At 63.5% G+C, this 21,255-nt stretch carries 22 protein-coding genes; 18 read left to right on the top strand and 4 right to left on the bottom strand.

Annotated features, from left to right (window positions below; all coding sequences use genetic code 11):
- Positions 1 to 34 precede the first annotated feature (34 nt).
- Positions 35 to 793 (top strand): c-type cytochrome, encoded by a 759-nt coding sequence (locus tag CHB90_RS11560; protein ID WP_089278030.1) that lies wholly within the window; start codon positions 35 to 37, stop codon positions 791 to 793.
- Here the strand turns inward: CHB90_RS11560 and CHB90_RS11565 are convergent.
- Positions 787 to 2,736, bottom strand: coding sequence for a 4Fe-4S binding protein (locus CHB90_RS11565; protein ID WP_089278031.1), 1,950 nt, complete (start codon positions 2,734 to 2,736; stop codon positions 787 to 789). The genes CHB90_RS11560 and CHB90_RS11565 overlap by 7 nt on opposite strands.
- Positions 2,737 to 3,105: 369 nt before the next feature.
- On the opposite strand from CHB90_RS11565, the gene CHB90_RS11570 reads away from it, so the two are divergent.
- The 15 genes from CHB90_RS11570 (at position 3,106) to CHB90_RS11635 (ending at position 17,242) form a co-directional block, all read left to right on the top strand.
- Complete coding sequence (locus CHB90_RS11570; RefSeq protein WP_245823232.1) at positions 3,106 to 3,642, top strand: DUF3305 domain-containing protein; 537 nt, start codon at positions 3,106 to 3,108, stop codon at positions 3,640 to 3,642.
- Entirely contained in the window at positions 3,639 to 4,268 is a 630-nt protein-coding gene (locus tag CHB90_RS11575; RefSeq protein ID WP_089278033.1) for a DUF3306 domain-containing protein, read from the top strand. The genes CHB90_RS11570 and CHB90_RS11575 overlap by 4 nt, the downstream gene beginning before the upstream one ends.
- Positions 4,265 to 4,900, top strand: a complete 636-nt coding sequence (locus tag CHB90_RS11580; protein WP_089278034.1) for a TorD/DmsD family molecular chaperone — start codon at positions 4,265 to 4,267, stop codon at positions 4,898 to 4,900. The genes CHB90_RS11575 and CHB90_RS11580 overlap by 4 nt, the downstream gene beginning before the upstream one ends.
- 83 nt (positions 4,901 to 4,983) lie before the next feature.
- Complete coding sequence (locus tag CHB90_RS11585) at positions 4,984 to 5,172, top strand: twin-arginine translocation pathway signal protein (RefSeq protein ID WP_089278035.1); 189 nt, start codon at positions 4,984 to 4,986, stop codon at positions 5,170 to 5,172.
- 159 nt (positions 5,173 to 5,331) lie between these two features.
- On the top strand, positions 5,332 to 8,325 hold the full coding sequence (locus CHB90_RS11590; protein ID WP_089278036.1) for a formate dehydrogenase subunit alpha: 2,994 nt from the start codon (positions 5,332 to 5,334) through the stop codon (positions 8,323 to 8,325).
- A gap of 12 nt (positions 8,326 to 8,337) precedes the next feature.
- Positions 8,338 to 8,931: a formate dehydrogenase FDH3 subunit beta gene (gene fdh3B / locus CHB90_RS11595; protein WP_089278037.1), complete on the top strand. Its 594-nt coding sequence runs from the start codon at positions 8,338 to 8,340 to the stop codon at positions 8,929 to 8,931.
- Between the two features lie 158 nt (positions 8,932 to 9,089).
- Complete coding sequence (locus tag CHB90_RS11600) at positions 9,090 to 10,334, top strand: formate dehydrogenase subunit gamma (RefSeq protein WP_245823228.1); 1,245 nt, start codon at positions 9,090 to 9,092, stop codon at positions 10,332 to 10,334.
- On the top strand, positions 10,334 to 11,653 hold the full coding sequence (locus CHB90_RS11605; RefSeq protein WP_089278038.1) for a c-type cytochrome: 1,320 nt from the start codon (positions 10,334 to 10,336) through the stop codon (positions 11,651 to 11,653). Before CHB90_RS11600 ends, CHB90_RS11605 begins: the two co-directional genes overlap by 1 nt.
- Positions 11,650 to 11,775, top strand: a complete 126-nt coding sequence (locus CHB90_RS27315; protein ID WP_281256100.1) for a hypothetical protein — start codon at positions 11,650 to 11,652, stop codon at positions 11,773 to 11,775. Before CHB90_RS11605 ends, CHB90_RS27315 begins: the two co-directional genes overlap by 4 nt.
- Before the next feature lie 26 nt (positions 11,776 to 11,801).
- A complete protein-coding gene (locus CHB90_RS11610) occupies positions 11,802 to 13,136 on the top strand; it encodes a sigma-54-dependent transcriptional regulator (RefSeq protein WP_089278039.1) in 1,335 nt (444 codons plus the stop codon).
- Between the two features lie 218 nt (positions 13,137 to 13,354).
- Positions 13,355 to 14,062, top strand: a complete 708-nt coding sequence (locus CHB90_RS11615) for an ABC transporter permease (RefSeq protein WP_089278040.1) — start codon at positions 13,355 to 13,357, stop codon at positions 14,060 to 14,062.
- On the top strand, positions 14,055 to 14,813 hold the full coding sequence (locus CHB90_RS11620; protein ID WP_089278041.1) for an ATP-binding cassette domain-containing protein: 759 nt from the start codon (positions 14,055 to 14,057) through the stop codon (positions 14,811 to 14,813). The genes CHB90_RS11615 and CHB90_RS11620 overlap by 8 nt, the downstream gene beginning before the upstream one ends.
- 28 nt (positions 14,814 to 14,841) lie before the next feature.
- Positions 14,842 to 15,651 carry an ABC transporter substrate-binding protein gene (locus CHB90_RS11625; RefSeq protein ID WP_089278042.1) on the top strand — a complete coding sequence of 270 codons (810 nt, stop codon included), beginning with the start codon at positions 14,842 to 14,844 and terminating at the stop codon, positions 15,649 to 15,651.
- Between the two features lie 33 nt (positions 15,652 to 15,684).
- Positions 15,685 to 16,566 (top strand): helix-turn-helix transcriptional regulator, encoded by an 882-nt coding sequence (locus tag CHB90_RS11630; protein WP_089278043.1) that lies wholly within the window; start codon positions 15,685 to 15,687, stop codon positions 16,564 to 16,566.
- A 115-nt stretch (positions 16,567 to 16,681) separates the two neighbouring features.
- On the top strand, positions 16,682 to 17,242 hold the full coding sequence (locus CHB90_RS11635) for a helix-turn-helix domain-containing protein (protein WP_089278044.1): 561 nt from the start codon (positions 16,682 to 16,684) through the stop codon (positions 17,240 to 17,242).
- A gap of 107 nt (positions 17,243 to 17,349) precedes the next feature.
- On the opposite strand, the gene CHB90_RS11640 is transcribed toward CHB90_RS11635, so the two are convergent.
- Positions 17,350 to 18,723, bottom strand: coding sequence for an L-serine ammonia-lyase (locus CHB90_RS11640; protein ID WP_089278045.1), 1,374 nt, complete (start codon positions 18,721 to 18,723; stop codon positions 17,350 to 17,352).
- Between the two features lie 212 nt (positions 18,724 to 18,935).
- Here CHB90_RS11640 and CHB90_RS11645 point away from each other — a divergent pair, with 212 nt between their 5' ends.
- Both CHB90_RS11645 and msrB read left to right on the top strand, forming a co-directional pair.
- Positions 18,936 to 19,502 carry a fasciclin domain-containing protein gene (locus CHB90_RS11645; RefSeq protein ID WP_089278046.1) on the top strand — a complete coding sequence of 189 codons (567 nt, stop codon included), beginning with the start codon at positions 18,936 to 18,938 and terminating at the stop codon, positions 19,500 to 19,502.
- A 120-nt stretch (positions 19,503 to 19,622) separates the two neighbouring features.
- Entirely contained in the window at positions 19,623 to 20,087 is a 465-nt protein-coding gene (gene msrB / locus CHB90_RS11650; protein WP_089278047.1) for a peptide-methionine (R)-S-oxide reductase MsrB, read from the top strand.
- A gap of 117 nt (positions 20,088 to 20,204) precedes the next feature.
- Here the strand turns inward: msrB and CHB90_RS11655 are convergent, their stop codons facing one another.
- Together CHB90_RS11655 and CHB90_RS11660 are read right to left on the bottom strand one after the other, a co-directional pair.
- A complete protein-coding gene (locus tag CHB90_RS11655) occupies positions 20,205 to 20,498 on the bottom strand; it encodes a hypothetical protein (RefSeq protein ID WP_089278048.1) in 294 nt (97 codons plus the stop codon).
- Positions 20,499 to 20,582: 84 nt separating this feature from the next.
- Entirely contained in the window at positions 20,583 to 21,209 is a 627-nt protein-coding gene (locus CHB90_RS11660) for a J domain-containing protein (RefSeq protein WP_089278049.1), read from the bottom strand.
- Between the last annotated feature and the right edge of the window lie 46 nt (positions 21,210 to 21,255).

The following is a 21,255-nucleotide window of genomic DNA, read 5'->3' on the forward strand; positions in this document are numbered from 1 at the left end:
GACGCACCAAGGGACAGGGGCCTAGCATATCCCCATGAGCCCCGGTGTTGCCTATACCATCCGCGGACTGGCGTTGTGCCTGTCCATTGTTCCGATGCCCCTTGCCGCGCAGGAAAACCGCCCCGTGCGCCTGCACGCGCCGCCCGCATTGGTCGACAGCGGTCTGATCAAACATATCCTGCCGCGCTTCACGCTCAAGACGCGGGTGCGTGTCGACCTGGTCGACGACCCGGCGGCGGCTGATATCGCGCTGGGGGACACGGGCGTGCCGCTGTTTGCCGGGCTGGATGCCATCTGGCACCTGCAGGTTCAAGGGGACCACGCCGGGACCGCGCGTTTCGCGGACTGGCTGGGATCCGAGGTTGGCGCCAACACCGTGGCCAGCTTTGCCCCCGATGGCGCGGCGCTGTTCGGCCCGCCCCCCGACGCCGCCGATGTCGCGGTTGTCGTGACCTATGAGGGCGACGCCAAGCTGGGGCACAAGGTCAGCCGCGCCAAATGTACCCGCTGCCATGTGATCGACGAGGCGACGCGCGGCTTTGGCATCGACTCTACTCCCAGTTTCATGGTCCTGCGCACGCTGAGCGACTGGGATGAACGGTTCTATGCCTTTTACACGCTGAACCCGCACCCTGCCTTTACCGTGGTCGAGGGGCTGACGCTGCCGTTTCCCAAGAACCGGCCATCGCCCATCGCCCCGGTCGAACTTACGGTCGAAGAGGTCGACGCGATTGTCGCCTATGTCGCCGCCTTGCAGGCCGCCGATCTGGGGGCGCCGCTGATCCATCAGTGATCCCGGCGCTTTGACAGGTAGTCATCGGTGGTGCGGGGGCGCGGCCGTTCGGCGCCGGCAAAGGGATTGTCCTGGGCGTTCATCTGCGATTTCACCCGGCAGTCGTCACACATCTGGATCATCCGCAGCTTTTCCGGGCTCTGGAACATCGCATGGCCGGACAGCTTTTCGGTGATCCGGTCAATGGCGGATTTCGATCCGAACAGTGATCCGCATTCGACGCAGGCAAAGGGCTCTTCCTCGTTCAGCACCTCTTGGCGCAGGGCCGCGTCGCTGAGGTCAAGGCGCGGCTCCAGCGTGATGGCCTTTTCCGGGCAGATGGTCGCGCAGATGCCGCATTGCAGGCAGGCGTCCTCTTGAAAGCGCAATTGCGGCTTGTCCGGGTTGTCGCCCAAGGCCCCCGACGGGCAGAGCGACACGCAGGACAGGCACAGGGTGCAGGCATCGGTATCGACCAGCACCGCCCCATAGGGCGCGCCTTCTGGCAGCGGCAGGACGGTGGCGTCCGCGTGCAGCGCACGGGCGGCCTGCCGGGTGATCTGCCGCCGGGTGCCTAGCGGGCGGACGGGATCGGGGACGGGGGCCGGGGCCACGGCATCATAGAGCGCGTCGCTCATGGCCTCTGGGTCTGGCGTGTCAAGGATTCCCACACGGGCCTCACCGGCAATGGCGGTGGCCAGCGCGACCTGAGGGGCCAGCGCAGCGCGGTCGGTGCCCGGCCCGGGCAGCAGGGTGACAGAGGCAAACCCGGCGGCAAGGGCGGCCACCGCCTCGGCATGGCCAAAGGCCCCAAGCGCGGGCAATTCCAGCGGCACAACGTCAGCGGGCAAGCCGCGACCGTGCCGTGACGCCAGGCGGATCATCTCAGCCCCGTGGGCGTCATGCACCAACAGGCGCGGTGCTGCGCCGCCCGCGTCAAGGAAGGCCTTGGCCAAGGTCTGCGCCCGGCGCATGGTCAGATCCACAGGCGGCGCGTCATAGCTGATCGCGCCAGAGGGGCAGACCGCCGAACAGGCCCCGCAGCCTGCGCAGATCATAGGATCGACGGTGACGTGGTCGCCGTCCGGGGTGATCGCCCCCGTCGGGCACAGGTCCAGACAGCGGGTACAGCCGGTCTGGCCGGCCCGCGAATGGGCGCAGAGCAGCGCCTCTGTCCGGACATAAAGAGGTTTCTCAAAGGTGCCGACCAGATGCGAGGCGGCCAGAACCGACGCCGCCACGGCGGGCGCATGACCGGGGTCGGCGCGCAGATAGCCCTCACGCTTTTCATGCGCCGGAAACAACGGTGTCGCACCGCGCAGGTCCAGCAGGATGTCGCAGTCCGACCCGCCGCCGTCGCGCGGTTCTGACAGCGTGAACCCGCCGCGCCCGCCCGGCTCGATCTGGCGCAGCGCGTCGATCACAACGGTAAACTGCCCCAGCGCACCACTGGCCTGCCGCAAACGACCGGTTACAACGTCATAGGCGCGTGTGTCCGGCAGGTCTGCGCCCTCCGGCAACAGCACCGTGACCCCCAGATGCGGGGCCAGTTGGTCTGCGGCGGGCAGCGCCACCTCTGGCGCGCCGATGATCAGGCACAGGCCCTCTGAAATCACGTCCAGCGTCCGGTCCGGGGCGGCGGGCAGCAGCGCTTCGGCGATCAGGGCGGACATTTTGGGTACTGTTGACCCGGTGTCAGCGGTCCAACCGGCCCGGTCCCGCAGGTCCAGCACCGGGGGGGGCGACACGCCCAATTCCTCTGCCAGGCCTTCAAAGACCCGCGATTCCTGGGTGCAACAAAAAATTGTGTCGCTCCCTTCGAGCGCCGCCGCGGCGCGGTCGATCTGGGTGGTGCAGAGCGCGGAACAGGGGCGGCGGACCTTTAGCCCGGTGGTGCGGGAGAGCGCCTCTGTGTCCAGTGTCATCGTGCCCTGGCAGTCGCATGTTATCAATGACTTGACCATTGTTCTTCCCCTCGTTCAGAGCCCGCTTGACGGGTCCGAATTTACCTCACCCGGCCAGAGCCTAGCCATGATTCGATCCCCGCCACAACCGTTTATCGGTCGCGGACCGCGCCCCGTCCCGTCTGTTCCCGAGTTGCTGCGGCGCGGCTGATTCGTGCTGTTCCGCAGCACTCGCTTCCTTAGTGAAAATGTCGGGTTGGACAATTCGACCGGAGACGCCCGGCGACCTTGTCCGGGCTGCCCAAAATGTCCAAAACCGCCTCCGAAAATGGTGGATGGCGGGATTTCGCTTTTCCTTTGCGGGGGTTGTGGCGCTTACTCAGGTTGGGGAGGACGACTGTGATCCACAATCCGAATGCGTATCGGACTATTCCGCTTGGGATCGTGCTGCGGCGCGCGCCCGGTGTGACCCGTTGGGCCAAATGGGTCTGGACCGCCTCTGCCATCTTGCCGGGTGCCGGTGCGGCCGACTGGCGTGAACTGCGGCGTGAGGGCGATACGGTGGAATACCACGCCGCGACGCTGGAGCTGGAATTGCATGGTGCCGAAACAGAGGCCTACCTGCATGAACTCTGCGCCCAGACACCCAGCGTCTACATCATCCTGCGCCAGGAGGGGGCGGGCGATTTCCCGTTGCGGGCCCTGACCGTCACGGCCTCGCCGTATGAGGCTCAGGACTATGCCGACAGCGGTGAGGAAATCATCGAAAAGGTGCCGATGACGCCGGCCTTCTTTGCTTGGGTGGCGGAGTTCGTCGAAGAGTTCCATCACGAAGAGGTTTTCATCAAACGCAAGCGCGACAAGAAACGGGTCGATCTGACTCAGGACGGCATCGGCGATCCGCGCATCGGCTCGCTTGAGGATGTCTATGCCTCACCGGCCCTGCAGCGGAGGCGTTTGCAATGAGCGCGACATCGGGGGATTTCTGGTCGCGCCGCCGCGCGCAAGTGGCCAAGGCAGAGGCTGCCGAAGTGCAGGCCGCCGAGGTTGAGGCGCGGGCCGCTGAGGATGCCAAGCTCGAACAGCGCCCGGACGAAGAGATACTGGCCGACCTAGACCTGCCCGCGCCCGAGGAGATGGTGAGCACCGAACAGGTTCAGAAACTGCTCAAAGCCGCTGTGCCGCAACGGTTGAAAACTCGCGCACTGCGCCGGATGTGGCGGCTGAACCCGGTGCTGGCCAATGTCGATGGGCTGGTGGATTACGGTGAGGACTACACCGACGCAGCCGTGGTCGTGGAAAACCTTCAGACGCTTTATAAGGTCGGCAAAGGCATGTTCGACAAGGCGGTAGAGGCGGCCGAGGCCGAGGCTGCCGCTTTGGCCAAGGCCGAGGCCAAGGAGGCCGACAGCGCCGAGGCCCCGGATCAGGCCGGAGGCGACGATGTGCCTGAGGCCGACCCAATCGCAGATACTCACACCCAGGCCGCCGCGGACGTTGATCCGGGGAAAACCGATCTGGCCGAAGACGTAGACGCCGCCTCCGCGCAAACCCCGCGCCGGATGCGCTTTCGTTTCGAGACCGCCACATGACGGACAAGGACCAGATGACCCAAACCGCCCAAACCGCCCAGGCCCCCCACATCGCCGACGAAGATCGCCTGCGCGCCGACCTGTACAACTACCTTGGCCTGATGCTGTCCGGTCCGCCGGACGACATGTTGCTGGCCCAGACGGCGGGGCTCAGCGGGGACGACACCGAAATGGGGCGGGCCATCGGCACCCTGGCCAAGCTGGCCAAGGTCTCCAAACCCAAGGCTGTCACCTCCGAGTACAACAAGCTGTTCATCGGGCTGGGGCGGGGCGAATTGCTGCCCTATGCCTCGTATTACCTGACGGGCTTTCTCAACGAAAAACCGCTGGCGCTGCTGCGGCAGGACATGACGCGACTGGGGCTTGAACGGGCCGACACGGTGTTCGAGCCAGAGGACAATATCGCCAGCCTGATGGAAATGATGGGCGCGATGATTGTCGGCCGTTTTGGTCCGCCGGCAGCGATCGAGGTGCAGCGCGCCTTTTTCAACAAACACATCGGCCCTTGGGCCGCGCATTTCTTTGGCGACCTCGAAGGTGCCAAGAATTCGGTTTTCTATACGCCCTTCGGCACCGTCGGACGGCTGTTCATGTTGATCGAGGCCGAGGCCTTTCGGATGAGCGGCACATGACACTTTGAACCGGGGCGCATGCCCTTTTCGAGCGGCAGAGACCTGCCGGAACCCATGAGAGACCATTAAAAGGAGTACCTTTCATGACCCAGGAGACCACGGCCTCGCGCCGGAATTTCCTCAAGCTGGCAAGCGTTTCGGCCCCTGCGGCCGCTGTCGCCCTCGCCAGTGGCACCGTGGCCGAGGCCGGCCCGGCGGAGCCTGACCTGACATCGGAGAAGATGCAGGACACCGCGCACACCCGCGCGTTTTACGAGACTGCGCGCTTCTGATCAGCGCGTCCCGCTTCGCCCGGCATCTGCCCGGACGACGCTCCACGGCCAACGGCGACTGGTTGCGTGACGCCCGACTGCCAAGGCCACTGTCATAGCCAAGCAAGCTGCGCCCCGGGCACTGATCCAATGGGCAACGCGCGTTAGGGAGAGAGAAACATGCTTAGGAAAAAGACCAACGGGGTTGCGCGACGCCCCCAGCGGACTTCGATCCTGTCCGAGGCCGCCAACGCCTCGGTTGACCGCCGCGCCTTTCTGCGCGGCTCGGGTCTGGCCATCGGCGGCATTGCCGCCATCGCCGCGACCGGCGGCACCGTCCAGCAGGCCAGCGCCGCAAGCGCCGCCGCCCTGGGCGCGGTGGAGCTGAAGAAATCCGTCTGCACGCACTGCTCGGTCGGCTGTACGGTCGTGGCCGAGGTCAGCGATGGCGTCTGGGTCGGGCAGGAACCCGGCTGGGACAGCCCGTTCAACCTTGGTGCTCATTGCGCCAAAGGCGCTGCCGTGCGCGAGCACGCCCATGGCGAGCGCCGCCTGAAGTACCCGATGAAAAAAGAGAACGGCGAATGGGTCCGTATCTCTTGGGAGCAGGCGATCGACGAGATCGGCGATGGCATGATGCAGATCCGCGAAGAGAGCGGACCGGACAGTGTCTATTGGCTGGGCTCTGCCAAACACAACAACGAACAGGCGTATCTGTTCCGCAAGTTCGCCGCCTATTGGGGCACGAACAACGTCGACCATCAGGCGCGGATCTGCCATTCGACCACCGTTGCGGGTGTTGCGAATACATGGGGCTACGGCGCCATGACCAACAGCTACAACGACATCCACAAATCCAAGGCCATTTTCATCATCGGCGGCAACCCGGCAGAGGCGCATCCCGTCTCGCTGTTGCACCTGCTGAAGGCCAAGGAGCAGAACAACGCGCCGCTGATCGTCTGCGATCCGCGCTTTACCCGCACGGCGGCCCATGCCGATGAATATGTGCGGTTCCGGCCGGGTACGGACGTGGCGCTGGTCTGGGGCATCCTCTGGCACATCTTCGAGAACGGGTGGGAGGACAAGGAGTTCATCCGCACCCGTGTCTGGGGCATGGACCAGATCCGCGAAGAAGTGGCCAAGTGGACGCCCGAAGAGGTCGAACGCGTCACCGGCACGCCCGGATCGCAGTTGCGTCGCGTTGCGCTGACCCTTGCCAACAACCGTCCGGGTACGGTGATCTGGTGCATGGGTGGCACGCAGCACTCCAACGGCAACAACAACACCCGCGCCTATTGTATCCTGCAGCTTGCGCTGGGGAATATGGGCACTGCAGGCGGCGGCACCAACATCTTCCGCGGCCACGACAACGTGCAGGGTGCCACGGACCTTGGTGTTCTGGCTGATACCTTGCCGGGCTATTACGGCCTCTCTGCCGGATCGTGGGCCCATTGGGCGCGCGTCTGGGAAGAAGATCTGGACTGGCTCAAGGGGCGCTTTGACACCACCACCGGCAAGGATGGCAAGGAAAAGGCCATGATGAACCTGACCGGCATTCCGGTCAGCCGCTGGATCGATGGTGTGCTGGAGGCCAAGGAAAACCTTGACCAGCCGGACAACACCCGCGCGATGGTGTTGTGGGGCCATGCGCCGAACTCTCAGACCCGTATGGTCGAGATGAAAAAGGCCATGGAAGACTTGGATATGCTGGTCGTGGTTGACCCCTATCCGACGGTTTCGGCGATCCTGCATGACCGCACCGATGGCGTCTATCTGCTGCCGGCGACCACCCAGTTCGAAACGCGTGGCTCTGTCACGGCGTCGAACCGGTCGCTGCAATGGCGCGAAAAGGTGGTCGACCCGCTGTTCGAAAGCCTGCCGGATCACATCATCATGGCGAAGTTCGCCAAGAAGTTCGGCTTTGCGGACAAACTGTTCCGCAACATCGCGATGGACGCCGACGATGAGCCCAACATCGAGGATCTGACGCGCGAGTTTAACCGGGGCATGTGGACCGTGGGCTATACCGGCCAGTCGCCGGAACGGCTCAAGTTGCACATGGCCAACCAGCACACGTTCGACCGGACAACGCTGCGTGCCGTGGGCGGCCCGGCAGATGGCGATTTCTACGGTCTGCCGTGGCCTTGCTGGGGCACGCCGGAAATGAACCATCCGGGGACAGCCAACCTGTACGACATGTCCCTGCCAGTGGCCGAAGGCGGCCTGACCTTCCGCGCGCGTTTCGGCGTTGAACGGAATGGCGACAACCTGCTGGCAGATGGCGTCTATTCCGTCGGGTCGGAAATTCAGGACGGTTATCCTGAATTCACCATGCAGATGCTGATTGACCTGGGCTGGGATGGCGACCTGACGGACGAGGAACGCCGCTCTATCGAGTATGTCGCAGGTTACCGCGATATCGAAGGGAAGCTGACCGGAGAAGGCGAGGAAGTGGGCGAACAGTCCCAAACCGGGCCCTATCCGTCGGACTGGCAGGACAAGATCGGCGGCGTGAACTGGAAAACCGACCTGACGGGCGGCATCCAGCGGGTCGCGATTGCCCATGGCTGTGCGCCCTTTGGCAACGCCAAGGCGCGGGCCGTGGTCTGGACTTTCCCCGATCCCGTGCCCATCCACCGCGAGCCGCTGTATACCAACCGTCGTGACCTGTTGCCGGATTACGCAACCTACGAAGATCGTCACTTCTGGCGGGTTCCGACGATGTATGCGTCGATCCAGAAGCAGGATTTCAGCCAGGACTATCCGATCATCCTGACCTCTGGTCGCCTGGTCGAATATGAGGGCGGCGGTGATGAATCACGGTCCAACCCATGGTTGGCCGAGCTTCAGCAAGACATGTTCGTCGAGATCAACACCCGCGATGCCAACGATCTGGGTGTTCGGGACGGCGCGGATGTCTGGGTCGAAGGCCCGGAAGGCGGCAAGGTCAAGGTTATGGCCATGGTCACCGAACGGGTTGGGGCAGGCGTCGCATTTATGCCCTTCCACTTTGGCGGACATTATCAGGGGCAGGATCTACGGTCCAAATACCCGGATGGCGCCGATCCCTATGTCTTGGGGGAATCGACCAACGTGGCCCAGACCTATGGCTACGACTCGGTCACACAGATGCAGGAAACCAAGGCCACCCTGTGCAAGATCACAGTGGCGTAAGGAGAAACTGATATGGCTAGATCTAAATTTCTCTGTGACGCCGAACGATGCATCGAATGCAACGCCTGCGTTACAGCGTGCAAGAACGAACATGAGGTGCCTTGGGGGATCAACCGCCGTCGCGTGGTGACCATCCAGGACGGCAGCCCGGGTGAACGCTCGATCTCGGTGGCCTGCATGCACTGTTCAGATGCGCCCTGTATGGCCGTCTGTCCGGTGGATTGCTTCTACCAGTCCGAAGAAGGCGTGGTCTTGCACTCCAAGGACCTGTGCATCGGCTGCGGCTACTGCTTTTATGCGTGCCCCTTTGGCGCGCCGCAGTTCCCGCAGGCGGGCAACTTTGGCTCTCGCGGCAAGATGGACAAATGTACCTTCTGCGCCGGTGGCCCGGAAGAGACGCATTCGTCGGCTGAGTTCGCCAAATACGGTCGCAACCGGATTGCAGAGGGCAAACTGCCGATCTGCGCCGAGATGTGTTCGACCAAGGCGTTGCTGGCCGGAGACGGTGATGTGGTGTCTTCCATCTACCGCGAACGCGTGGTGTCGCGCGGCTTTGGCTCTGGTGCTTGGGGTTGGGGCACCGCCTACGACCAGAAAGGCGGCTGATGCCGCCGGGCGGGATTTCGGTCCCGCCCGCTCTGCTCATCCTTCAGAGAGGCCCGTTTCACCGGGCCTCTCGTCACGGTTTATCATGACGCCTCGGGCCTTCGGTGCCGCCGTTTCGGCCGCCGTGCCCCCGGCGTGACTTTTCGACGAGGACAGTCATGTCAAAACGCTCCAGCGGTTTCGGATGGTTCATGCTTTTGGCGCTTGGCCTGGCCGCGCTGACCTACTTTTTGCAGCCGCCCGCGGCACCCGGCCCGGATCCAGCGGTTCTGGCCGAGGCGCGCAAGGCGACCGGCGGCGCGCAGACGCTGGAGGACATTCTTGCCCGCCAGCGCGGCGAACAGATCGACGACACGTTCCGTCAGGAATTCGGCCAGCCGGGCGCAGCCCCCGATTTGCCCGGACAGCTTGGGACACGCGGCGGGGCGTCGGATCCGGATTTCTGGCGTGCGCTGCGCTATGACGCGGCGGACCTGAATGTCTCTGCCGGGGGCGATGTGGCCAAGGTGCTGGTGCAGGACGGCGGCATGGCCTGGTTCGATTTCCGCAAGAATACGCTGGCCCCCTATGGCGGTTGGTTGTTGCTGGGCACCATCGGCGCGCTGCTCCTGTTTTATCTGCTGCGCGGCAAGGTGATGATCGACGAGCCCATGACCGGCCGCACCGTCACCCGGTTCCGGTTCTTTGAGCGGTTTTCGCACTGGTTGCTGGCCGGATCGTTTGTCCTGTTGGGCCTGTCGGGACTGCTGACACTGTTCGGCCGCTGGGCGATCCTGCCGCTGTTCGGGAAAGAGGTGAATTCAACCCTGCTGATCGGGGCAAAGTTCGTGCACAACAATTTGGCCTGGCCCTTCATGCTGGGCCTCGTGCTCGTCTTCTTCCTTTGGGTCTGGCACAACATTCCCAACCGCACCGACATCACATGGTTTGCCCAGGCGGGCGGCATCATCGGCAAGAACCATCCGCCCGCGAAGAAATTCAACGCCGGGCAAAAGATCATCTTCTGGTCGGTGATCCTGCTGGGCGGCTCTATCTCGTTGTCGGGCCTGTCGCTGCTGTTTCCGTTCGAACTGCCGCTGATGGCCAAGACCTTTGGCCTGATCAACGACACCGGTCTGCCGCAGTGGATCGGCTATGGCGTGCTGCCCGTCGATCTCAGCCCGCAGGAAGAAATGCAGCTTGCGCAACTCTGGCATGCCATTGTCGCCTTTGTTCTGATGGCGATTATCGTCGCCCATATCTATATCGGTTCAATCGGGATGCAGGGCGCCTATGACGCCATGGGGTCTGGTGAGGTGGATGAAGCATGGGCGCATCAGCACCATTCGATCTGGCTGGATGAGGTCAAATCCAAAGACACAACCGCGCCCAGGGACGGGGGCGCGACAACCCCGGCAGAATGATGTGCGCGCTGTGGATCGCGTTGCTGGTGTGCTGCGCATCGCCCCTTGCGGCGCAGGAGTTCACCACCCTCAAGGGGCACGGCGGGCCGATCATGGACATCGCCGTGAACATGGACGGGCAGGTGGCGACAGCCAGTTTCGACAACTCCGTCGGTCTGTGGACGGGGCGCGTGCCGCAGTGGCTCGATGGACATGCCGCAGCCGTGACCACCTTGGCCTACTGGTCCGAGGTGTCTCTGGTGTCTGGCGGTGACGATTTAAGCGTCCGGTTCTGGCCGGGTGTAAGTGTCTCGCGCGTGCTGGGCCGACATCTGGGCAAGGTGACGGATCTGGCGATCTCGCAAGAGGCACAGCTGGTCGCCAGTGCCAGTTGGGATGGCACCATTGGCCTCTGGCCGTTGTCCAATGAATGGGGGCCGGCAATGTACCCGCCGCTGGATGCGCCAAGGGGCCGCTTCCTGTCGGCTCCGGGCGGGGTCAATGCGGTGGCCTTTGACGGGCCATCGCGGCTGTATGCCGGAACATCGACCGGGGTCTTGTTGCTGTTTGATCTTGCCACGGACAGCGCGCCGCTGCCGCTGGTCTCGCACGGGTTTGGCATCAATGTTGTCCTGACGAATGGCGACTGGATCGCCTATGGCGCGGTTGATGGCGGCACGCGGGTGATCCAGCCGGATACCGGCGCGCAAATCGCCGATCTGACACTCGACCGCCGCCCGATCCTTGCGCTGGCCTATCACGCCGAAACCGCCCAGCTCGCCGTTGGCGACGGACACGGATACATCATGATCGTCGACACCGACCGTTGGCAGATCGCCCGCGATTTCCGCGCCATGCGCCATGGGCCGGTCTGGGCACTGGCCTTTTCGCCCGACGGGCAGACAGTCTATGCAGGCGGGCTGGACGATGTGGTCTATGCGTGGCCCGTTGCCTTGCTGGATGAACTGGAGTCGCCCCAAGGGTCCGGCCAGCGCAGCTTTCTGCGTGACCCCGAAACCATGCCCAACGGGGAACGCCAGTTCATGCGCAAATGTTCGATCTGTCACGCGCTGACCGCCGGTCCCTCGCGCAAGGCGGGGCCGACGTTGCACGGTGTCTTTGGGCGGCAGGCCGGGACACTGCCCGATTACCGCTATTCCGACACGCTGGACGGTTCTGATATCATCTGGTCAGAGACAACCATCGACGCGCTGTTTGACACCGGCCCCGACCACTATATCCCCGGCTCAAAGATGCCCATGCAGGTGATCGCGCGCCCCGAAGACCGGGCCGACCTGATCGGGTTTCTCAAGTCCGCAACCTTAGGAGACGCCAAATGAAGGCCATGCTTACCGGCTTTGTCGCCATGATCCTGCTTGGTGTGGGGGCCTGGTATGGCCTCAACGAACTGGGCTTTTCCTCGGCTGATGTCTATTCCGGTGGGAATGTCCGGCTCGATTAGGACTTTCAGCAGGTTGGACGGTCCGCATGACACCATTGGATGACTATGGTCACAGCCTCGCCGGGGCCTCGGTGCTTGTCGTCGACGACGAACCGGGGATGCGCAATTTTCTGGCCAAGACCCTGGGCCCGCGTGTCAAGCTGGTGGCCGAGGCGGCCTCGGCGCGGGAGGCGACACTGCGGCTGGATGAGGCGCAGTTCGATGTGATTGTGGTCGACAACAAGATGCCCGGCGGATCGGGCATCGACTGGGTGCGCGACCAGCGACGCAAGGGGCTGTACGCCGAAACGGTGCTGATCACTGCCTATGCGGATCTTGAAACCGCCATTGCCGCGCTGCGCGCGGGCGTCAGCGATTTTGTCCTGAAACCGTTCCGCGCCAATCAGTTGGTCGGCGCCGTGGCGCGCACGTTGGACCGGGGCGCGTTGCGCCGGGACAACCGCCTGTTGCGCCATGCGCTGGGTACGGACGGCGATACCCAATTGCTGGGCCGTTCCGCGCCGATGCAGGCGGTCCGCGGGATGCTGGGCAAACTGGCGCCGCTGCCGACGCCGGTGCTGTTTACAGGCGCGACCGGCACCGGCAAGGAACTTGCTGCGCGCACGCTGCACCGGATGGGGGGGCGCGCGGAACGCCCCTTTGTCGCTGTCAACTGCGCGGCCATCGCGCCAGACCGAATTGCCGCAGAGCTGTTTGGCGCGGTCGAGGGCGACCGCCTGCGCCCCGGTCTGTTCTTGCTGGCCGATGGCGGCACGCTGTTTCTGGATGAGGTGGCGCAGATGTCCGACACCCTCCAGGCGGCGCTGCTGAGGGTGCTGGAGGATCAACGCGTGCGCCCGATTGGGGCGGAGCGGGAAATTCCGCTGAACCTGCGGCTGACATTTGCCACCAACACCGACCTTGAACAGGCGGTGGCAGAGGGGCGGTTCCGCGCCGACCTCTATCACCGTATCAACGTGCTGCGGATCGAGATGCCGCCGCTGCGCGACCGTTCCGAGGATATCGTCGAACTGGCCGCGCTGTTCATGATGCATTTCTCAAAGGCATTGGGCATGCCCGCGCTGCGGCTGGACGACCAGACCTTGATGAAGCTCAGCCGGTACGCCTGGCCCGGCAACGTGCGTGAATTGCGCAACCTGGTGGAACGCTCGGTGATCCTGGGCGGGTTTCCGGACGAATTCGCCGGCAGCGGGTCCCTGACGGGGATCGAGGCGATCGAGAACCTTGATCTGGTCATGCAGCGGCACATTCACCACGTTTTGGAACTGTCCGGCGGCAACCGGGCAGAGGCGGCGCGCCGCCTTGGCGTCTCTCGCAAGACGGTGGATCGCAAGGTCGCAAGCTGGGGAGAGGACGGTTGATCCTGCACCCGCGCGGCCAAGAGTTTCCGCAGTGAATCGAGGAGCTGCATAAAGCTGCAGTATTTCCAGCACGGCCGGGACAGATTGACCCGTCCGACGCAAGAAATTCTTGCGGGAAGGTCATCTTGACCCCTTCTTTTGCTTGAAACGTTGCGTTCTTCTTTCATACTCTGCTGCAAGACAGGCGCGCGGGTGCCGGAAATTATGCAGGGATAAGTATGCTGGACATGGGGGAGGCTTTTGGCGTCGCGGTGGCGCTTGTCCTCTCGGGGGACGGGGATCTGATGGAGATTGTCGCCCTGTCCTTGCGGGTCAGTCTGACCGCCACCATCGCCGCCTGTGCGATCGGCCTGCCGGTGGGGGCACTGGTCGCAACCAGTCGCTTTCGGGGGCGCGGCGCTGTTCTTGTCGTGATGAACGCGCTTATGGGCCTGCCGCCGGTTGTTGTCGGCCTGATCGTCTACCTGCACCTGTCGCGCGCCGGGCCGCTGGGTTTTCTGGGTCTGCTGTATACGCCCGCAGCGATGATCATCGCCCAGACCATCCTGATTGCTCCCATCACCGCCGCCCTGTCGCGGCAGGTGATCGAGGACATGCACGCCGAATATGCCGATCATTTCCGTTCCTTGTGTCTCAGCACGCGCCAGACCGTTCAGGCGCTGCTGTGGGATGCGCGCTACGCGCTGCTGACCGTCGCCTTGGCAGGCTTTGGCCGGGCCGTGGCCGAGGTGGGCGCGGTGATGATCGTCGGTGGCAACATCGACCATTTGACCCGTGTCATGACCACCGCCATCGCGCTGGAAACCTCCAAGGGCGATCTACCACTGGCCTTGGGGCTGGGCATCGTGCTGATGATCTTGGCGCTTGGCGTCAATGCCTTGGTGCACAGCCTGCGCCTGACAGCCGTGAGACAAGCTTATGCGTGAAGCCATTATTCATGGACCCGAAGCCCTGATCGAGGGCGCCACTCCGGCCTCGAACCTGCTGCCCTTGCGGGTTGAGGGATTGACGCTGGACCTTGGCGGACGGCGCGTGCTGGACGGGCTGAACATGGAGCTGGGACCGACTGGCTGTACTGTTATCCTCGGGCCAAACGGGGCCGGGAAAAGCCAACTTCTCAGGGCGTTGCACGGACTTCTTCAACCTGCCGCCGGTGTGGTCGACTGGAACGGGGTCACGCCTGCGCAGGCCATGTCCCGGCAGGCGTTGGTGTTCCAGAAGCCTGTTTTGCTGCGCCGCTCGGTCGCTGCAAACATCGATTTCGTCCTGCGCAGCCGGGGTTTGCCGCGGGCGCGGCGGGACGACCTGCTGGATCATGTCGGACTGGCCCACAAGGCGCGCCAGCCCGCCCGCCTGCTGTCAGGTGGTGAGGCGCAGCGCCTGGCCCTGGCGCGCGCCTTGGCCACCGATCCCGATGTTCTGTTCCTGGACGAACCCACCGCCAGCCTGGATCCGGCGTCGGTCAACCGGATAGAGCACATCATTCGCCGCGCCACCCTGCGCGGCGCGCGTGTGATCCTTGTGACCCATGACATCGGTCAGGCCCGCCGCATGGCGGATGACATTGTTTTCCTGCACGGCGGGCGCGTTACTGAACATGCCCCCGCGACCCGATTTTTCCCACATCCCGAAACCCTTGCTGCCCGCGCCCATGTGACGGGCGGCCTTGTTCTCTGACTGAAAACCAACCGAAAGGACTACAGCGATGACTCGTCTTCGCCTCGCCGCGCTGCTTTGCGCGACAGCACTTCCCATGGCCGCAAGCGCCGATAGTATCCTTGTGCAATCGACCACCTCGACGGCCAATTCCGGGCTGTATACCTACCTGCTGCCCATCTTTACCGAGGCGACGGGAATCGAGGTTAACGTGGTTGCCGTCGGTACCGGGCAGGCCATTCGCAATGCGCGCAACTGCGACGGGGATGTGCTGCTGGTGCACGCCAAACCGGCCGAGGAACAGTTTGTCGCCGATGGTCGAGGTACGTCGCGCACCGACCTGATGTACAACGATTTTGTCATCGTTGGCCCGGCGGACGACCCGGCCGGTGTCGCGGGGCTGGAGGATGTTCAGCCAGCCTTGGAAAAGATTGCCGGGGCCGGGGCCCTGTTTGCGTCGCGCGGCGATGACTCTGGCACGCACAAGAAAGAAGTTTCGCTTTGGGCCGGCACATCTGTCGATCCATCGACCGGTTCGGGGGACTGGTATCGGGAAACCGGGTCGGGCATGGGGGCCACGCTGAACGCCGGGATCGGCATGGGGGCCTATGTCATGACGGACCGGGCCACCTGGATCAGTTTCAAAAACAAGCAGGATTACCAGATCGTGGTGCAAGGCGATGCCGACCTGTTCAACCAGTACGGTGTGATCCCGGTCAGTCCCGAAGTGTGCCCGTCGGTCAATGCGGATGCCGCGCAGGCGTTTGCGGAGTGGCTGACATCTGCCGCCGGGCAGGAGGCCATCGGCGCCTACATGGTGGACGGCCAGCAGCTGTTCTTTCCCAACGCGCCGGAATGAGCTAGGTCAGGGGGCCGACAGGAGGCCCCCGCCATGCGCGCCGATGCGCCCGAACATCTGCACGAATACCTGACAGTCGCCGAATTGGCCGACCTGTTGCGGCTGAAAGAACGCAAGATCTATGATCTTGCCGCCTCTGGCGCGGTGCCGTGTTCGCGCGCCACCGGCAAACTGCTGTTTCCCGCGCGCGACATCCGCGCGTGGATCGCCGAACACAGCACCGGAACCAGCCTTGGCCCGACGCCGCGTCCCAAGGTGCTGCTAGGCAGTCATGATCCGTTGCTGGACTGGGCAGTCCGCGAAAGCAGCTGTGGTCTTGCCACCTATTTTGACGGATCCCTTGACGGCGTGGCCCGGTTCCTCGCGGGGGAGGGCGTTGCCTGTGGCCTGCATGTCTATGACGCGGACAGCGAAGACTGGAACCTTGGGACCGTGGCGCAGGCGCGCGATGCTGTGCTGATCGGTTTTGCCTGCCGTCGCCGTGGTCTTGTGCTGCATCCCGATGGTCCGCAGGTGTCGGCGTTGGAGGATCTGGCGGGCCTGCGCTTTGCGCCGCGACAGCCGCTTTCGGGCACGGCAACCCTGTTCCGACACCTCTCGGACGCGGCTGGACTGGCGCGCGATTCACTAACCATGACCCAAGTCGCACGGACCGAAACCGAGGCGGTTCAGGCCGTCGCGCGGCAAGAAGCGGACGTCACCTTTGGGCTGGAGACGGTCGCGCGGGATTTTGGCCTGCGTTTTGTGCCGCTGATGGATGAGCGGTTCGATCTGCTGGTCGACCGCCGCGCCTATTTCGATCCTCCGGTGCAGCGGCTGATCCGGTTTTGCACCGGCAGCGCCCTGCGCCTTCAGGCGGAGAGGCTGGGCGGCTATGATCTTGGCGATGTCGCAACGGTTCGCTGGAACGCCTGATCCCCCCCCCTCGGGTCTGTCAAATTCCGGACAAAGCCCCTGGCTGCGAATGTTGCGTTTTTTTGGGAATTCCTATCTAATTCGAGATACGGGATAGATTCCCGGGGGGATACACATGAAAAGCGATCTGACGGTCCGCCTTGCCGGGCGCCTGTCGGCGCTGCGGGCTGCCCGCGGCTGGACGCTGGATCAACTCGCCGCCGCCAGCGGTGTCAGCCGCGCGGCCCTGTCGCGGCTCGAGAACGCCGAGGTCAGCCCCTCCGCGGACGTGCTGTCACGTCTTGCGGTGGCGCACGAGATGTCGCTGTCGCGTCTCTTTGCGATGATCGAGGACGGGTTTTCGGCGCATGTCACGCGGGATGAACAGGCGGTCTGGCGTGATGGCGACTCTGGTCTGGCCAAGCGTTTCGTCTCACCTGCGGCGGCGGCGCTGTCGGGCGAGGTGATGGAATGCAAGATGACGCCCAATTCGGAGATGGTGCAGGATTCACCCGATGTGGTGGGGCAAGAGCATCATCTGGTCCTGTTGACCGGTTATCTGCACGTCAATCTGGACGGATCGGGCTATGATTTGGGTCCGGGGGATGCGCTGCGCTACCGCGAACACGGTGAGGTGCGGCTGATCACCGATCGGGGTCAGGGTGCCAAATTCATGCTGGTCAGCGTTACAAGCTGAGGGTGGCAAGGGGGCGTCATGCCGGAGGCATGCTTGCAGCATGACCTCCTCGGCCTGCAGCCGCCCCCCGGGATATTTCAGGGCAGAAGAAGCCGGGGGCGGTGCGCCTAGCAATTCGGCACGTTCACCGCGAGCCCGCCCAGAGAGGTTTCCTTGTATTTCTCGCTCATGTCGTGGCCGGTCTGGCGCATGGTTTCGATACAGGCATCCAGCGGCACAAGGTGGGTGCCGTCCCCGCGCAGGGAAAGCGAGGCGGCAGAGACTGCCTTGATCGCGCCCAGACCATTGCGTTCAATACAAGGTACCTGCACCAGCCCCTTGACCGGGTCGCAAGTCATGCCAAGATGGTGTTCCAGCGCGATTTCAGCAGCGTTTTCCACTTGTTCCGGGGTGCCGCCCATGACGGCGCACAATCCCGCAGCCGCCATGGCGGCTGCGCTACCGACCTCGGCCTGACAACCTGCCTCGGCACCCGAGATCGAGGCGTTGTATTTCACAAGCCCGCCGATTGCGGCGGCTGTGAGCAGAAATTCCGGGATGCGGGCGCGGCTGGACCCGGGCACATGATCCAGCCAGTAGCGGATCACCGCCGGAACAACGCCTGCGGCCCCGTTGGTGGGGGCGGTCACGACCTGTCCGCCGGCGGCGTTTTCCTCATTCACGGCCATGGCGTAGACGCTCATCCAGTCGTTGATCGTATGTGGCGGAGCCAGATTCATGCCGCGCTCGGCGATCAACTGGTCATGGATGTTCCGGGCACGGCGTTTCACGCCCAACCCTCCGGGTAGAATGCCGTCATGGGCCATGCCCCGGTCGATGCAGTCGTTCATCACCTGCCAGATCCGTGCCACCCCTTTGTCGAGAGTGTCGCTGCCGCCGCGCGACACTTCGTTGGCGCGTTTCATCGCAGCGATGCTGTGTCCGGATGTCCTGGCCATTTCCAGCATCTCGGTCGCGGTCTTGAACGGGTAGGGGACCGGCGCGCCCTCATCGGTGTCCTTGCCTGCGGCCAGTTCGCCCTCTGTCAGCACAAACCCGCCGCCGACCGAGTAGTAGGTTTCCTGCAGGATCACGTCGCCCTGGGCGTCGGTGGCCTTGAGGATCATGCCGTTGGCGTGCCCCGGCAGGGCCGCACCAAATTCAAAGACAAGGTCTGTCCTTGGGTCGAACACCAATTCCGGCAAGCCTGTCGGGGCCACGCGACAAGTATCTCGGATCTGTTCCAATGCGGCCTCGGCGTGGGTGTGATCGTAGGTGTCGGGCACAAACCCGGCCAGTCCCAGCACCGTTGCCCGGTCCGTTGCATGGCCCACGCCGGTGAACGCCAGAGAGCCATGCAGAGAGGCCTTGACGCCATGCGCCGCAAACGGTGCCGCGCGCAGCAGATCCAGGAAACGCGCCGCCGCCATCATCGGCCCCATGGTGTGCGAGGACGAGGGCCCGATGCCCACCTTGAACATCTCGAAGACCGATAGAAACATGGCGCACCTCCTGTGGTTCTGGTCCGACACTTACCTCAGACCGCAGCAACTGCCGATGTGAAAGCGACATGCGGCGACCCAAAGGCGCGCTCACGCTTTGGTGATCGCTATGTGATCGATTGTGCGAAACTACCCGGTGGATCGCTTCGTGGCTGAGGGCATCGGGATCGCAAGACGCGCTCCCTGACAGACCAATAAGGGAAAGGTTTCCAATGACACGCTTTACCACGCTCGCCGTCCTCGCACTGACCGCAACCGCAGGCACCGCCTTTGCGGAAAGCCATGCCGCAACCGGCAACCCGATGGTTGGCGGCGCGCCGATGTTCGCTGACAAGACCATTGTCGAGAACGCCGTGAACTCTGCCGATCACACAACCCTGGTTGCTGCCGTTCAGGCCGCCGGCCTGGTCGATACGCTGTCCGGTGACGGTCCCTTTACCGTCTTTGCGCCGACCAACGACGCTTTTGCGATGATCTCGGAGGATACTCTGACCGCCCTGATGCAGCCCGAAGCCAAGGCGCAGCTGGCCACCATCCTGACCTGTCACGTCGTTGCGGCCAACGCCATGTCCGACGCCATCGCCGGGATGATCGCCGATGACGGTGGCATGCATCCGGTGCCGACCGTGGGTGGCTGCACGCTGCAGGCCAAGATGGACGGGGATGACATCATTCTGACCGACGAAAACGGCCGCGAGGCGACCGTCACCATCGCCGACGTGCGGCAGTCCAATGGCGTTATTCACGTCATCGACCGCGTGCTGCTGCCCAAGCAGTAAGTCCCCCGAAGTTGCGCGAGGCCCCAACCCCCTGGGTTCCCCCTCGCGCAATCGTGCGCGCCTCGTGCTTGTCCCAGGATGGCGGGGCGCGCATCCTTTCTTCCAAAAAGGAGATCCCCGATGAAACGTCGTGATTTTGTTGTGAGTGTTCTTGCCACGCCCCTTTTTGCGCGTGCCGCACAGGCGGCCGGGGGCAATTTTGAAGTCTCGCGGACGGAGGCCGAGTGGCGTTCCATGCTCAGCGATGCTGAATACCGGGTGATGCGTGAAGAAGCGACCGAGCGCGCCTTCAGTTCGCCACTGAACGATGAAAAGCGCGCGGGGACGTTCCATTGCAAAGGCTGTGATCTGCCGCTGTATTCCTCGAAGACGAAATACGACAGCGGCACCGGCTGGCCCTCGTTCTACGAGGCGCTCCCCCGCGCGGTCGAGACCAAGGCAGATCGCAAGCTGTTTTACACCCGGACCGAATGCCATTGCCGCCGCTGCGGGTCACACCTTGGGCACATCTTTGACGATGGTCCGGCCCCGACCGGCAAGCGGCATTGCCTCAACGGAGTCAGCCTGACGTTCAATGCAGCCTGATCCCAGTGCGGGGTGATGCAGACACAGGAAGACGGACGCACGGCCTGTCATGGCCGCGCGTCCGTTCCCGTGAGTGGGGGAGGTGTTGGGAGATGAATATCTCAATCCTTACTCTCCCTATGATTGAAAGTCCAGAAAATACGCCATGCCCATGACGGTCGCGATGTCCAGCCGCCCAACCGCGCGGCCCATTTTCCGATAGCCTGAAATCTCCGGGTATTGGTAGGTCAGTTCGGAATCGAACTGACCGCCAAAAGCCTGCTCCAGCGTGTCTTTGGCACCGGACGCCTGAGTGTTGCTGAGCACCACCCGCCCGAAATCCGAACTTGGCCCCAGTGGCAGATCCTGCGCGTACACAGAGGCCGCAAGGACAACGCTTGTTTCGGCGGCAATCAGGTGGCGAAGTGGCATAGCGAAACGATCCCCTGAAATCAGAGGATCGGCTCCCTCAATTCCCATGCCGAAAGTCAGGCCCGGACCACACGGGCCGTCCCGTCATTTGAAGCTGCGGCTGTCCTTGATCTGGTCCCAGGCCCAGACGACCTGTTGCAACTGCTCTTCCTGACTGCGGTCGCCGCCGTTCATGTCCGGGTGCAGCACCTTGATCAACGATTTGTAGATCTTGCGGATGTCCGCTTTTGTCATGCTGTCGTTAGCGTCCAGAATATCCACCGCGCGGCGTTCTGTCGGAGGCAGCTTGCGCCCGCCGCCCGGCTTGGCCCGGCCAGGGTTGCGGGTTGCGTTGTTGCCAAGCACCTGATGCGGGTCCTCGATGCCCAGCCGTGCCCAGGCCTTGGCCTCGGGGTCGCGCCAATCCTTGGTCTTGCGTTCCCAAACCTTGTCCGACGATTCCTGAGCGTTCATCTCCGCCTCGGTCTTGCCGTCAAAAAAGCTCCACTTGGCGTTGTAGTCGCGCACATGGTCCTTGCAGAACCAAAAGTAGTCATCCAGCACATCCGGTGCCTTGGGCGCACGGAATTTGCCCGGCTCATCACAACCGTCATGGTCGCAGATCCGTGTCGACGTCTCCTGCGCGCCGGTCATGCCCTTGCGTCCGCGCGGATTTTTCTTTTTCGCGGACCTCACGGACATGTCGAAACCGAAGGGATCATCTTTGCTCATACCGCACCTCTTCTCGACTCGGACGCCAGAGCATAGACTATCGCCG

This window comes from Antarctobacter heliothermus (genome assembly GCF_900188425.1).
Classification (GTDB): Bacteria; Pseudomonadota; Alphaproteobacteria; order Rhodobacterales; family Rhodobacteraceae; genus Antarctobacter; species Antarctobacter heliothermus.